The 12,693-nt window shown below is 68.7% G+C and carries 13 protein-coding genes; 1 reads left to right on the top strand and 12 read right to left on the bottom strand.

Translation table 11 applies throughout. The annotated features are described in order from the left end of the window. Positions 1 to 47: 47 nt before the first annotated feature. A complete protein-coding gene (locus QWJ38_RS07260) occupies positions 48 to 968 on the top strand; it encodes a LysR family transcriptional regulator (protein ID WP_290358393.1) in 921 nt (306 codons plus the stop codon). Positions 969 to 973: 5 nt separating this feature from the next. Here QWJ38_RS07260 and dctA read toward each other — a convergent pair whose 3' ends face one another. The 12 genes from dctA to QWJ38_RS07200 form a co-directional block, all read right to left on the bottom strand. Then, the gene (gene dctA / locus QWJ38_RS07255; protein ID WP_290358392.1) at positions 974 to 2,329 is read right to left on the bottom strand and encodes a C4-dicarboxylate transporter DctA; all 1,356 of its coding nucleotides are present in this window, start codon (positions 2,327 to 2,329) and stop codon (positions 974 to 976) included. A gap of 61 nt (positions 2,330 to 2,390) precedes the next feature. Further along, a complete protein-coding gene (locus tag QWJ38_RS07250) occupies positions 2,391 to 3,737 on the bottom strand; it encodes a class-II fumarase/aspartase family protein (RefSeq protein WP_290358391.1) in 1,347 nt (448 codons plus the stop codon). 29 nt (positions 3,738 to 3,766) lie between these two features. Beyond that, entirely contained in the window at positions 3,767 to 4,582 is an 816-nt protein-coding gene (locus QWJ38_RS07245) for an HpcH/HpaI aldolase/citrate lyase family protein (protein WP_290358390.1), read from the bottom strand. Between the two features lies 1 nt (position 4,583). Further along, entirely contained in the window at positions 4,584 to 5,774 is a 1,191-nt protein-coding gene (locus QWJ38_RS07240) for a CaiB/BaiF CoA transferase family protein (RefSeq protein WP_290358389.1), read from the bottom strand. Between the two features lie 14 nt (positions 5,775 to 5,788). Beyond that, positions 5,789 to 6,649 carry an HTD2 family dehydratase gene (locus QWJ38_RS07235; protein ID WP_290358388.1) on the bottom strand — a complete coding sequence of 287 codons (861 nt, stop codon included), beginning with the start codon at positions 6,647 to 6,649 and terminating at the stop codon, positions 5,789 to 5,791. A gap of 506 nt (positions 6,650 to 7,155) precedes the next feature. Further along, entirely contained in the window at positions 7,156 to 7,866 is a 711-nt protein-coding gene (locus QWJ38_RS07230) for a GntR family transcriptional regulator (RefSeq protein ID WP_290358387.1), read from the bottom strand. 9 nt (positions 7,867 to 7,875) lie between these two features. Then, on the bottom strand, positions 7,876 to 8,274 hold the full coding sequence (gene hpxZ, locus QWJ38_RS07225) for an oxalurate catabolism protein HpxZ (RefSeq protein WP_290358386.1): 399 nt from the start codon (positions 8,272 to 8,274) through the stop codon (positions 7,876 to 7,878). Between the two features lie 73 nt (positions 8,275 to 8,347). Further along, the gene (locus QWJ38_RS07220; protein WP_290358385.1) at positions 8,348 to 9,784 is read right to left on the bottom strand and encodes an AtzE family amidohydrolase; all 1,437 of its coding nucleotides are present in this window, start codon (positions 9,782 to 9,784) and stop codon (positions 8,348 to 8,350) included. After that, positions 9,781 to 9,993, bottom strand: a complete 213-nt coding sequence (locus tag QWJ38_RS07215; protein ID WP_290358384.1) for a DUF4089 domain-containing protein — start codon at positions 9,991 to 9,993, stop codon at positions 9,781 to 9,783. Before QWJ38_RS07215 ends, QWJ38_RS07220 begins: the two co-directional genes overlap by 4 nt. Then, positions 9,990 to 10,817 (bottom strand): ABC transporter ATP-binding protein, encoded by an 828-nt coding sequence (locus QWJ38_RS07210; protein WP_290358383.1) that lies wholly within the window; start codon positions 10,815 to 10,817, stop codon positions 9,990 to 9,992. The genes QWJ38_RS07215 and QWJ38_RS07210 overlap by 4 nt, the downstream gene beginning before the upstream one ends. A 5-nt stretch (positions 10,818 to 10,822) precedes the next feature. Next, a complete protein-coding gene (locus QWJ38_RS07205) occupies positions 10,823 to 11,662 on the bottom strand; it encodes an ABC transporter permease (protein ID WP_434063952.1) in 840 nt (279 codons plus the stop codon). A gap of 3 nt (positions 11,663 to 11,665) precedes the next feature. Next, complete coding sequence (locus QWJ38_RS07200; protein WP_290358382.1) at positions 11,666 to 12,673, bottom strand: ABC transporter substrate-binding protein; 1,008 nt, start codon at positions 12,671 to 12,673, stop codon at positions 11,666 to 11,668. Positions 12,674 to 12,693: the final 20 nt, after the last annotated feature.

Genomic DNA, 12,693 nt, shown 5'->3' with positions numbered 1-12,693 from the left:
CTGATCCACAATGCGCATCAATCGAACAGCATCGCAGAGAGGGCTCCATGGCCATCAACTTCGACCTCAACGACCTGCTGGCCTTTCGCGCGGTGGCGGAGCTGAACAACTTCCGCAAGGCGGCCGAAGCGGTCCACATCTCGCAGCCGGCCTTCAGCCGGCGCATCGACAAGCTGGAGCAGGCGCTGGGGGTGCGGCTGCTGGATCGCTCGACACGACGGGTCAACCTCACGGCCGTCGGCCGCGATTTCGCGCGCAAGGTCGAGCAGTTGCTGGACGACCTGGACAACACGCTGCTGGGCATACGCGGCGTCGCCGCGAGCCGCATGGGCGAGGTGACGATCGCCTGCGTGCCCTCGACCGTCTACTACTTCCTGTCGCAGGTGATCCGGCGCTACCACGAGGTCTACCCGAAGGTGCGGGTCAAGGTCTTCGATGCCAGCGCCAACGAGGTGCTGGCCGCGGTCTCGCGCAGCGAGGCCGACTTCGGCCTGAACTTCATGGGCGCGCAGGAGGCCGACATCGAGTTCCTGCCCCTGCAGGAGGACCGCTTCGTCGCCGCCTGTCGGCGCGACCACCCGCTGGCGCGCAAGCGCCAGGTCACTTGGAGCGAGCTGAAGGACTACGACTTCATCTCAGTGGCCCGGTCCTCGGGCAACCGGCTGCTGCTCGATCAGGCCCTGGCCAATGTGGCGGAGCGGCCGCAGAGCATCTACGAGGCCCAGCATGTCACGACGCAGCTGGGCCTGGTAGAGGCCGGCCTAGGCGTCGCCGCCGTGCCCTCGCTGGCGATGCCGGCGGCCGACCATCCGCTGCTGGTCAGCGTGCCGCTGACCGACCCGGTCGTCACGCGCAGCGTCGGGCTGATCCGGCGCAAGGGCCGCTCGCTGTCGCCGGCGGCCCAGCAGCTCTACGACTTCCTGGCCGAGATGAAGACCGGCAAGAAAAAGCGCGCGGCCAAGCGCTGATTCCGTCAGTGCCGGACATGGGCCGGCGCGGCATGCGTGATGTGAATGGCATCGGCGTGCGGCAGGACCGCATCGTCCTCCAGCGCCTGCTCGGTCTTGGCATAGCCTTGCGAGAGCTCGCTGGCGAGCACCGCCTCGTCGCAGGCCCTCTCCCATTTCGATACGACGATGCAGGCCACCGCGTTGCTGATGGTGCTGGTCAGCGCGCGCGCCTCGGACATGAAGCGGTCGATGCCCACGATCAGGGCGACGCCGGCCACCGGCAGGTCCGGCATCACGACCAGGGTGGCCACCAGGGCGACGAAGCCGCTGCCGGTCACACCGGCTGCGCCCTTGGAGGTCAGCAGCATCAGGCCCAGCATGGCGCCGATCTGTCCCCAGCTCAGGTGGATGTCGCAGGCCTGCGCGATGAACATCGAGGCCAGTGTCAGATAGATCGCGGTGCCGTCGAGATTGAAGGAGTAGCCGGTCGGCAGCACCAGACCGACGACGCCCTTCTTGCAGCCCAGGCGCTCCAGCTTCATCAGCAGCCGCGGCAGCACCGGCTCGCTGGACGAGGTGCCCAGCACGACCAGCAGCTCCTCGCGGATGTAGCGCAGCAGCTGCCAGAGCTTGAAGCCATGGGTGCGCGCCAGCAGACCGAGCACAACCACGACGAAGAAGATGCAGGCGACGTAGAAGGTGGCGATCAGCAGGCCCAGCGAGCCGATCGACTTGATGCCGTACTTGCCGACGGTGAAGGCCATTGCGCCGAACGCGCCCAGCGGCGCCAGGCGCATGATGAAGCCGAAGGCGGCGAACAGCATGTGGGCGAAGCTGTCGATGCCTTCGAGCACCGCCTTGCCGGTGGCGCCGATGCGGGTCAGGCCGAAGCCGCAGAGCACGGCCAGCAGCAGCACCGGCAGCACCTCCCCCTCGGCAAAGGCGCCGAAGAAGGAGTTCGGGATGATGTGGAGCACGAACTCGACGAAACCGCGCGGCTGCGCCTGGCTCGTGTACTTGGCCGCCACCGCCGCGTCCAGATGCGTCGGGTCGATGTGCATGCCCGCGCCCGGCTGCATCAGCGTCACCGCCACCAGGCCGGTCAGCAAGGCGGCGATGGTCAGCGCATAGAACAGGCCCATCGCCTTCAGCAGGGTCTTGCCGATGCCGCCGGCGTCGCCCAGCGAGGTGATGCCGCTGACGATGGTGCAGAAGACGATCGGCGCGATCATCATCTTCACCAGCTTGACGAAGCCGTCGCCCAGCGGCTTCAGCGAGGCGCCGAACTCGGGCCAGTAGTGGCCCACCGTGATGCCCAGCACCAGGCCGATCAGCACCTGGACGTAAAGCAGCTTCAGCAGTTTGTTTGCGGACTTCATTTGCACTGTCTCCAATCGGACCCCCGACTAAGGTGCCGGTCTGCTCGCCGGCTTGATCGGCTCAGCTCAGCGTGGCCAGCACGCGATCGACCATCACGCCGGACTGGCCGAGGTAGTTGGCCGGATCGCACAGCCGCGCCAGCGCGGCCCGGTCGAGATGCTTGTTGATCTCGGGATGCTCGGCCAGCAGGTCCAGCAGGGGCCGCTGCTGCTTCACCGCCTCGCGGCAGATGTCGTAGACCAGGTCGTGTGCGTACTCGCGCCCGATATAGGGGCCGAGACCCATCATCACCGCCTCGCTCATCACGAGGCCATGGGTCATGTCGATATTGCGGCGCATCGCCTCGGCATCGACCTCCAGGCCTTCCAGCACATAGCGCGACTGCTTCAAGGCCCCGGCCATCAGGCAGAAGGCCTCGGGCAGGACGATCCACTCGATCTCCCAGGGGCCGGTCGAGCGCTCGTGATCAGCCACCATCGCGTCCATCAGCGCCGCGGCATGCTGGCGCACCACCGAGATCGCCGCGTGGATGTAGCAGCTGGAGATCGGGTTGCGCTTTTGCGGCATGGTGCTGCTGGAACCCCGACCATGGGCATAGGGCTCGTAGACCTCGCCGACCTCGGTCTGCATCATCAGCTTGATGTCCATGCTGAGCTTGCCCAGGGTCCCGCCGACCAGGCCGAGGAAGGCGCCCACTTCGGCGATGTTGTCGCGTATCGTGTGCCAGGCGATCACGGGCTGCTTCAGGCCCAGCTCGGCGCACAGGCCGGCCTGGGTCTCCATCGCGCCGCGCTCCAGCGAGGCCAGCGTGCCGGCCGCTCCGGCGAACTCGCCGACCAGCACGCGCTCCTTCAGCTGGGTCAGGCGCTCGCGGTGGCGCTCGACGGCGGACAGCAGGCCGGCCATCTTGTAGCCGAAGGTCACCGGAATCGCCTGCTGCAGATTGCTGCGGCCTATCATCGGCGTCAGGCGATGCGCCTTGGCCAGCTTGGCCAGCGCGGCCGAGATCGCCGCCAGCTCCCGCTCGACGATGGCCAGGCCCTCGCGGATCTGCAGCGAGGTGGCGGTGTCGGTGATGTCCTGCGTCGTGGCGCCCCAGTGGCAGTACTCGCCCAGCTTGTCGCGGCACAGCAGGTTCAGCTGCGAGACGACGCCCAGGATCGGATAGCCGATGCGCTCGGTCTGCTGGCGCAGCTTGAGCAGGTCGATCTGCTCCAGCTGGCAGTGGCTGACGATCTCGTCGGCCGCCTCCTGCGGAATCAGGCCCAGCCGCCCCTGCACCCTGGCCAGCGCGGCTTCGATGTCGAGGTACTTCTGCGTGCGGTTCTCGTCGGACCAGACATGACGCATCTCGTCGCTGGAGAAGATGCCCTGGAAGATGACGGAGTCGATGATGGTGGCGGCCATGGGGGTCCCCTGTGAGTGGAAAGGCGGTATCAGGCGGGTGCGCGCTTCAGCAGGCGCTGGGCTTGCAGAACGACCGGTCTATCGATCATCCGGCCGTCGACTTGGGCGGCCCCGGGCGAGGCGGCATCGGCGGCCAGCACGCGCTGCGCCCAGGCGAGTTCGGCCGGGCTGGGCGACAGCACCGCATGCACGGTGGCGATCTGGCGCGGATGGATGCAGAGCTTGGCGCCGAAGCCATGGCGGCGCGACCAGGCCGCATCGGACAGCAGCCGCGCTTCGTCGTCGATCTGCGGGGTGACGCCCGCCACCGGTGATTCAAGGCCCGCCAGCCGGGACGCGATCGCCAAGCGGGAGGCCGCATAGGCCAGCGCCTCGTTGCTGTCGCCGATGTCCAGATCGAGGTCCAGCGCGAAATCCAGTGTCCCGAACACCAGCCGGGTGACAGCCGGACCGGCCGCGACGATCTGGGCCTGCTCGACGCCGCGAGCGGTCTCGACCAAGGCCAGGATGGCGATGCCCTCGACGGTAGCCGCGAGCCGCTTCAAGGGATCTTCCAGCTCGGCCTTGGGCAGCATCGCACCGGCAATGCGGGCCTCCCGAAGCACGCGCAGGTCCTCTTCAAATACGCTGGAGCTTGCGTCGTTGATGCGGACGAAGATCCTTTCCCGCGCTGTATTCGTGGCGGAAGCGGCCCAGCTCGCGATCGCGTCGCGCGCCGCGCCCTTGGCCTCCGGAGCCACCGCATCCTCCAGATCCAGCACGACGGCATCCGCCCCGCTCGCCAGCGCCTTCTCGAATCGTTCCGGTCGATTGCCCGGCACGAAGAGGTAGCTTCTCGGGCTCATCTCAGATCGCCTCGGCGCGCTGCAGCGCCCGCAGGCCCTCGGCATCGACGCCGAGTTCGGCGAGGATGGCATGGGTGTGTTGTCCCAGCGCGGGAACCGGATCCATCCGGGGCCCCTCCCGCGGGTCGGTCGGCCAGGAGCCGGGCGGCAGCAGCGCGGGAATCGTGCCGGCCGGTGTTTCCACCTCACGCCAGCGGCCGCGCGCCTTCAGCTGCGGATGGTCCCAAACCTCCTGCATGGTGTTGACCCGCGCGTTGGCGATCTGTGCCATCTCCAGGCGCTCGACCACCTGCGGGGCCGTCAGCGCGGCGAAGGCGCTCACGATGATGTCGCGCAGTTCGGCCCGGGCCGCCACGCGCTTGGCGTTGCCGGTGAAGCGGGGATCCTGCGCCAGGCCGGGCTGCTGCAGCACCTTCTCGCAGAAGTTGACCCATTCCCGCTCGTTCTGCAGGCCCAGCATCACGCTGCCGCCATCGCCGGTCGGGAAGGGCCCGTAGGGGTAGATGGTGGCGTGGGCGGCGCCGGTGCGCGGCGGGGGCGGCGCCCCCTCGAAGGCGTAGTAGAGGGGATAGCTGGTCCACTCGGTCAGCGACTCCAGCATCGAGATGTCGATGTGGCGGCCCTTGCCGGTCTGCGCGCGCTCCAGCAGGGCGGCCAGGATGTTGGAGTAGGCGTACATGCCGGCGGCGATGTCGGCGATCGAGGGCCCGGCCTTGCAGGGTTCGTCGGCCGTGCCGGTGACGGACACGAAGCCGGCCTCGCTCTGGATCAGCAGGTCATAGGCCTTCTTGTCGCGGTAGGGACCGTCCGCACCGTAGCCGGAGATGTCGCAGACGATCAGGGAGGGCTTGAGCGCCGACAGGCGCTCGTAGCCCAGGCCCAGCCGTGCAGCGGCGCCCGGGGCCAGGTTCTGCACGACCACGTCGGCCTTTTCGAGCACCAGCCGCTCCAGCAGCTGGGCGGCTTCCGGATGCTTGACGTCCAGCGTCAGGCTTTCCTTGGAGCGGTTGGTCCAGACGAAGTGGGAGGCCAGGCCGCGCACGCGGGCGTCGTAGCCGCGCGCGAAGTCGCCGACGCCGGGGCGCTCGATCTTGATCACCCGCGCGCCGAGGTCGGCCAGCTGGCGGGTCGCGAACGGCGCCGCGATCGCATGCTCCAGCGTGACGACGGTGAGTCCTTTGAGGGCTTGCATATTCGTCTCTCTGTTCAGCGCAGCGTTGCCGTCGCATCCATCGTCAGCCAGCCCTCATGGTCCTGGGCCCACAGGCGCACGGTCTTGCCGTCCGCTTGCAAGGCGCCGTTCACCTTGAAGGGGTGCAGGTCGAAGGTCGGCCGGACGGCCTTGAAGCGGAAGCTGGCTACCTCGGCATCCGGAGCATTGCGCCGCAGCAGGTCCATCAGCAGGGTGGCGATCAAGGGCCCGTGGACGATCAGGCCCGGATAGCCCTCGACCTCGGTCACATAGCGCCGGTCGTAGTGAATGCGGTGGCCGTTGAAGGTGAGCGCCGAGTAGCGGAACAGCAGCACGTCGTCGGGCACGATCTCGCGCTGCCAGGCGGCGCCTTGCTCGGCCTTCAGCGGCGGCGGCTCGACATCCCCGGGCTGCTTCGCCTCGCGATAGACGATGTCGTGGAACTCGACCAGGGCCGGATCGGCCGCGCCATTGCAGCGGACCTCATGCCGGACCTTGACGAAGACCAGCTGGCCGGTCCGCCCCTCCTTGCTTGTCACATCGGCGATCGTCGACTTGCGCTCGATGCGGTCGCCCAGCCGAATCGGCGATCGAAACTCGAACTGGCTGCCGGCCCACATGCGCCGCGGCAGCGGCACCGGCGGCAGGAAGCCGCCGCGCTTGGCATGGCCGTCCGCGCCGATCTCCGATTGCCGGTGCGCTGGCAGGAAGTACAGCCAGTGCCACAGAGGCGGCAGCATGAGGCCGGACTCGGCAGCGATGGTCGGGTGATCGAGGGTCGCGTTGAGCGCCACGACGGGCGCCGCCGTGGCGACATCGTGCAGCGTCGTGCTGCGGCCCACCCATTCGGCAAGATTCGGCGTGCTTGTGTCCACCTATGTCTCCTATGAAGCCGCGCCGGAAAAGCGGCCACTGGAACGAAGTTTGGACGACAGCCCTTGACAACGGAATTGCAAGATTCTCATTGATTGATCCGGCGTGCGCATCAATCACTGACGAGGGCCCCAAGCTTCGCTAGCGATGCCAACCGGTCTGTTCAAGTTGCCGGAAAAATCGCTCGCGGCAGATGCCTGCTGGCCGGCACGGAACCTGATGGGCCCGGGAATGATGGCGGCCGTTCAAACCACGGCGGTATGGCTTTGCCGATGGCGGCCGGAACTTGCCATGCTCGTAGACCTCCCTTGCCATGGCCGATCCAGAGCCGGCCGTCCCGGTCGTCCAGACAGGGCCCTGTCCGTGCCTTCCGGGGCCGGGGACCACGTCGGGCAGGACCTGCGACGCCGGCGCGGGAAACGGAGCGGCGAGCGCTGCGCCGGCGCTGACGAAGCAGGCCGCGACGCGTCCACACCCGCCCATCGAATGGCCGGCCGTCGCAGCTGGCTCAGCGCGCGGCCCGCCCGCGCGCCTCGTACAGCGTGGCCAAGGTGATCTTGCGGACCTCCGCCTTGCTCTGCTCGACATGCGTCTTCAGCAGCAGCTGCGCGTGCTCGACCTTGCGTTGGATGACGGCGCGCAGGATCTTGGCGTGCTCGCTGTAGGTGGCCTCGATGCGGTCGACCCGGGTGAAGTCAAGATGGCGCACGATGCGGATGCGCTCGGTCACGTCCCAGTGGACCCGCGCCATCTCGGCATTGCCGGCGGCACGCACGAGGGTGGCATGGAAGGCCTCGTCCAGCCGGCCGACCTCGCGGCCATCGCTCAGGCGTTCGGCCACCGGCACCAGCCAGATGGCCTTCAGCTGCTCCAGCTCCGGCAGAGGCGGGCCGGTGTAGGCGCACAGGCGCGCCACGCTGGCCAGCTCCAGGATGATGCGCAGGTCGTACAGCTCCTCCAGGCGGCCGAAGTCGATCGGCCGCACGCTCCAGCCCGACTTGGCTTCCACCTCGAGATAGCCCTCGTTGCGCAAGCGGAACAGCGCTTCGCGCACCGGCGTGCGGCTGACGCCGAGGCGCTGGCTCAACTCCCCTTCGGAGAAGCGGTCGCCGGGCACCAGGCGAAAGTCATCCATCTCCGCCTTGATAACGGCATAGATGTGCTCGGCGAGATTCGAGCGCTCGGCGGCGGCAGGCGGGGAAACGGCGACGGCGCGCATTCGGCGATCTTAGCGATCCGGCGGCGGCGCCAGCAGGCTCACATGGGCCGCCACCACGCGCCAGCCGGCGGGCAGGCGCACCCAGGTCTGGCTTTGCCGGCCGATGGCCGCGCTGCCCTCGCGCCGGAACTCGGTCATCGCCGTGGCGTGGTCGCGGCCGAAGGTGGTGATGACGGTGTTCGCCAGGCTGCGCGCCAGGCCGACGGGCGAGCGGCCCGCGCGAAAGGCCTGGATCTGCGCGTAGCCGACGAGGTTCTCGGTGGCGCCGTAGCGCACCGTGTGAGGGGAGTCCCAGAACAGCTCGTCCAGCACCTCCACCCGGTTGTTGACCAGCGCGTCCTCGTAGCGCGCGAACACCGCGCTCACCTCGGCCAGCACCTCGGGCAGGTTGATCTCGTCTTCTGTCATTGGTGCACCCTTCGGCCTTCGGCCTGTCCCGCCAAGCGGGAGAGAGCTTGCTTGGGGCGGCCCGGCGCGGCGCTCATGCCAGTTCCGCCACCGGCGCGCTGCTGACGCCGGCCTGTTCCAGCGCGTGGGCGACGCGCAGCGCATGGTCCTCGCGCCAGGGCGCGGCGATGATCTGCACGCCTATCGGCAGGCGCGGCCGGTGCGGCAGGCGCTCGTGCACGCCCCACACCGGCGCGGCGCAGACGGGCAGGCCGATGCAGGAGATCGGCTGGGTCAGCAGGCCCAGGCTGGGCCGCGCGGGCAGTTGCCGGCCATTGAGGTCGATCCATTCGCTGCCGATGACAGGTGCCACCACCGGCGTCGCCGGCGCGATCAGCACGTCCACCTCGCGGAACAACTCGGCCGCGCGCAGCGCGAACCAGCGCCGCACGCGCTGCGCCTGCTGCACCCAGGCGGCCGGCAGCAGGGCACCGGCCAGGAAACGGTCGCGCGACAGCGGCTCGAAGTCTCGCGCACGCGAACGCAGGTCGGGCAGATGAAGAGCGGCCCCCTGGGCGTTGCTGATCAGGAAGGCCGCCGCCCGCGCCCGCTCGGCGCCGGCCAGTTCGACGCCGTTCAAGCCGCCCAGCGCCTCGGCCACGCGCGCCACCGCCGCGCGCGCCTCGGGGCCTGCGTTATCCAGGAAGTAGCCGTCGAGACGGGCGATGCGCAGGCCTTCGCGTCCGCGCGCCAGCGCCGGCATCGTCGGTTCGATGGCGCGCGGCTGGCAGCCGGGATCCGCGGCATCGAAGCCCTGCAGTGCGTCGTAAGTCAGGGCCAGGTCCGGCACCGAGCGGGCAAAGGGGCCGAGATGGTCGAGGCTGGCGACGAAGGGGTAGCTGCCATTGCGTGGCAGGCGGCCGAAGGTCGGCTTCAGGCCGAAGACGCCGCACAGCGAGGCCGGCACGCGGATCGAGCCATTGGTATCCGAGCCCAGGCTGATCGGCACCTGGCCCGCGGCCACCGCCGCGCCGGAGCCGCCCGAGGAGCCGCCGGCCACGCGCGTCGGGTCGCGCGGGTTGCGCGTGGGGCCCTCGTGGCTGTTTTCGGTGGTGAAGCCATAGGCGTACTCGTCCATATTGAGCGCGCCGACCAGCAGCGCGCCCGCCGCATCGAGGCGGCGCAGCAAGGGTCCGTCGCCAGAGGCCGGCGGGCGGCCGCGCTCGATCTTGGAGCCGGCCAGGGTGCTGAGGCCTTCGATGTCGAACAGGTTCTTGACCGCATAGGGCACGCCCGGCAGCGGCAGCGCCCGCGCGGCCGGATCGCCGGCGCGCAGGCGCCGGTCCAGCGCCTGCGCGCCCGCAAGGGCCCGCGCCGCCGTCAGGTCGGTGAAGGCATTGATCAGCCCGTCGCTGCGCGCGATGCGCGCCAGGCTGGCCTCGGCCATCGCTTCGGCGCTGACCCGGCCGGCGCGCACGGCGGCAGCAATCGCGTGCGCGGGCTGCAGCAGCAGCGCGTCGGCTTCGTTCATCGGCGCCCTTCCCGCTCGGCCGGCACTATGGGCACGAAGCACTCCGCCGGCTCGTCCTCCACGCCCAGCGGCAGGCCGTTGACCAAGGCCGCCATCTCGGCGGCCAGCGCGAAATAGCGCAGCACGCCCGGCCGGTGCTCGGGCGCCAGCGGCAAGGCCAACAGCGCGGCGCTGGCGTCCACATAGCGCTCGATCTCGACGGCATTCATCGGCGCACCTCGCGCTGGAAGATCTCCAGGCTCAGTTTCTTGGTGCTGACGAAGCTGGGCTCGGACAGCGTGGCCAGCGTGCGCGGTCGCGGGTCGGCGTAGGGCAGGATCTCGGCTACCTTGGTCGGGCGCTTGCTCAGCAGCAGCACCTCGTCGGCCAGGTAGACGGCTTCCTCGAGATCGTGCGAGACCAGCAGCATGGTCGTGCCGGTCTGCATGAAGACCTCCTGCAGCTTCTCGCGGATGAACAGCGTCATCTCGAAGTCCAGCGCCGAGAAGGGCTCGTCCAGAAAGAGCACCTCGGGTCCCGGCGCCAGCGCGCGCATGATGGAGGCGGTCTGCTGCTGGCCGCCGCTGAGTTCGTAGGGGTAGCGGTTCAGGTCGAACTTGACGTCGAATGACTCGACCAGCTCGGCCATGCGCCGGTCCACCTCCGCCTTGCTGCGGCCCTCGAGCTTGAGCGGGTAGGCGATGTTGTCGATGGTCCGCATCCACGGGAACATGGCCTCGCGGTAGTTCTGGAACACATAGCCGATCTTGGTGTCCTTCAGGCTCTTGCCGTCGAACAGGATCTGGCCCGAGTCGATCGGGATCAGGCCGGCGATCATATTGATCAAGCTGCTCTTGCCGCAGCCATTGGGGCCGAAGACGGAGACGATCTTGTGCTTGGGGATGTCGAGGTCGAAGTTCTCGTAGAGCGGCCAGCCGGCGAAGTACTTCGTCAGGCCGCGGATGGTGATGTGGGTGCCGGCCGGGCCGGGGCGAAAGGCCCGCTGCGGCACGTCGGCGACGAGACCGGTGGGGACATTGAGGACGGCGGACATGGGGCTTACCTCCCGCTCCAGTGGACGATCCTGCGCTCGAGCAGCAGGAACAGGTTGTTCAGCAGATAGCCGAGGATGCCGGCCGCGAGGATGGCGGCGTACATGGTCTTCACGTTGAGCACCTGCTGGGCATCGATGATGCGGTGACCCAGGCCGTTGTCCGAGCCGATGAACATCTCGGCCACGACCACGATCACCAGGGCCATGGACACCGCCGAGCGCAGGCCGACGAAGCTGGGCTGCAGGCTCTCCCAGACCAGCACGTCCTTGAAGATCTGCCAGCGCGAGGCGCCCATCACCTTGGCGGCCATCACGCGCTGCTTGCGCGCGTTGATCACGCCATAGGCGCTGTTGAAGACGACGATCAGCAGCGCGCCGAAGGCGGCGATGGCGACCTTGTTGATGTCGGACACGCCGAAGATCAGCAGGAACAGCGGGATCAGCGCCGAGGACGGCGTCGAGCGGAAGAAGTCGATCAGGAACTCGACGCTGCGATAGGCCCGCTCGTTGCTGCCCAGCAGCACGCCCAGCGGCACCCCGATCACGGCGGCGATCAGAAAGGCCTGCACCGTGCGCCAGACGGTGACGGCAAAGTCGAGCAGCAAGGGCCCGCCTGCCAGGCCACCGATCAGCGTTCCCAGAGTGGCCAAGGGCGGCGGCAGCAGGATGGGCCGGATCAGGCCGAAGCGCACGACCAGATCCCAGATCAGGAAGAGGATCAGCGGCCCGATGAAGGGCAGCATCCGCTTGCCGTCAAAGCCGCGCGCGGCGGCACGCGCTGCCGTCGTGCCGCCCGGCTGCCAGGGCTTGGCGGCGGCGGCCGGTGAGGTACTCAGGGCGTCCATTGCTCAGGCCTTGAAGAGCAGCGACTGCACGTCCAGCTTCTTCTCGAACACGCCCTTCTCGGTGAAGAGGTCGAAGAACTTCTGGAAGGCCGCAACATCCGCGGGCTTGAATTCGCTGTAGAGCATGTAGGAGGCCAGCGGCACCTCGCCGGTCAGCGGGCCGTCGATGGCGGTGTAGCCCTTCAGGTATTTGCGCGCCTCGGCCGGGTCCTTGCGCACCAGCTCGATGCCGCGCGCATAGGCGGCGATGTACTTGCGCGTGAGCTCGGGGTTCTTCTTGATGAACTCGGTGGTCAGCGTGGCGGCGCCGCCGTGCCAGGGCGCCTGCGGATCGCCGAGGATGTACTTGGCGATCACGCCGGCCTCCAAGAGCCGCGTCGTGCCGTTGAGCCGGCCGACCGTGCCGGTCGGCTCCAGCGTGTAGACCGCGTCGACTTGGCCCGCCGCGAGCGCTGCCACATGCTGCCCGATGGGCAGCTCGGTGACGCTGGTGCCACTGGCGCCGGCTCGCTCCAGCACGGTCTGCGCCAAGGTCTTGTTCTGGATGCCCGGGCCGCTGGCCACGCGCTTGCCCTTCAGCTCGGCGATGCTCTTGACCGGGCTGTCCTTGGGCACGAGGAACTGGTCGAGCACATAGGTGGCGTTGCTGGGGTTGGTGGCGATGATCTTGAACAGGCCCGGCGAGGCGATCTCGCCGACGCCGAGGTTGCCGGATCCGGTGCCGTTGGAGCTGCCGTCGCAGCGGCCGGACAGCATGGCCTCCATCACCTGCTGGGCGCCGGCGAACTTGATCGCCTCGACGTCCAGACCCGCGTCCTTGAAGTAACCCTTCTCCACCGCGGCATAGAAAGGCAGGCCGGCGGCCACCGGCCAGTAGCCGATGCGGATCTTGCTGCCGGACTGGGCGCGCACGAAGGCCGGCGCGCCCAGCGTCGCGGCGGCGGCGGCGGCCGCGCCGAGCAAGTGACGGCGGCGCAGCGTATCGCGCTTGGGCTTGGAATCGGTGCTCATGTCCTGTGCTCCTCGGGTTG

The organism is Roseateles violae, assembly GCF_030410485.1.
Taxonomy (GTDB): domain Bacteria; phylum Pseudomonadota; class Gammaproteobacteria; order Burkholderiales; family Burkholderiaceae_C; genus Roseateles_D; species Roseateles_D violae.
Note: the sequence above shows the minus strand (reverse complement) of the source record. Positions and strands in the feature narration are given on the sequence as shown.

Coding starts and splice junctions, on each gene's coding strand:
- QWJ38_RS07260 (WP_290358393.1), top strand. CDS start 48: ATGGCCATCAACTTCGACCTCAACGACCTGCTGGCCTTTCGCGCGGTG.
- dctA (WP_290358392.1), bottom strand. CDS start 2,329: ATGAAGTCCGCAAACAAACTGCTGAAGCTGCTTTACGTCCAGGTGCTG.
- QWJ38_RS07250 (WP_290358391.1), bottom strand. CDS start 3,737: ATGGCCGCCACCATCATCGACTCCGTCATCTTCCAGGGCATCTTCTCC.
- QWJ38_RS07245 (WP_290358390.1), bottom strand. CDS start 4,582: ATGAGCCCGAGAAGCTACCTCTTCGTGCCGGGCAATCGACCGGAACGA.
- QWJ38_RS07240 (WP_290358389.1), bottom strand. CDS start 5,774: ATGCAAGCCCTCAAAGGACTCACCGTCGTCACGCTGGAGCATGCGATC.
- QWJ38_RS07230 (WP_290358387.1), bottom strand. CDS start 7,866: ATGCGCGCCGTCGCCGTTTCCCCGCCTGCCGCCGCCGAGCGCTCGAAT.
- hpxZ (WP_290358386.1), bottom strand. CDS start 8,274: ATGACAGAAGACGAGATCAACCTGCCCGAGGTGCTGGCCGAGGTGAGC.
- QWJ38_RS07220 (WP_290358385.1), bottom strand. CDS start 9,784: ATGAACGAAGCCGACGCGCTGCTGCTGCAGCCCGCGCACGCGATTGCT.
- QWJ38_RS07215 (WP_290358384.1), bottom strand. CDS start 9,993: ATGAATGCCGTCGAGATCGAGCGCTATGTGGACGCCAGCGCCGCGCTG.
- QWJ38_RS07210 (WP_290358383.1), bottom strand. CDS start 10,817: ATGTCCGCCGTCCTCAATGTCCCCACCGGTCTCGTCGCCGACGTGCCG.
- QWJ38_RS07205 (WP_434063952.1), bottom strand. CDS start 11,662: ATGGACGCCCTGAGTACCTCACCGGCCGCCGCCGCCAAGCCCTGGCAG.
- QWJ38_RS07200 (WP_290358382.1), bottom strand. CDS start 12,673: ATGAGCACCGATTCCAAGCCCAAGCGCGATACGCTGCGCCGCCGTCAC.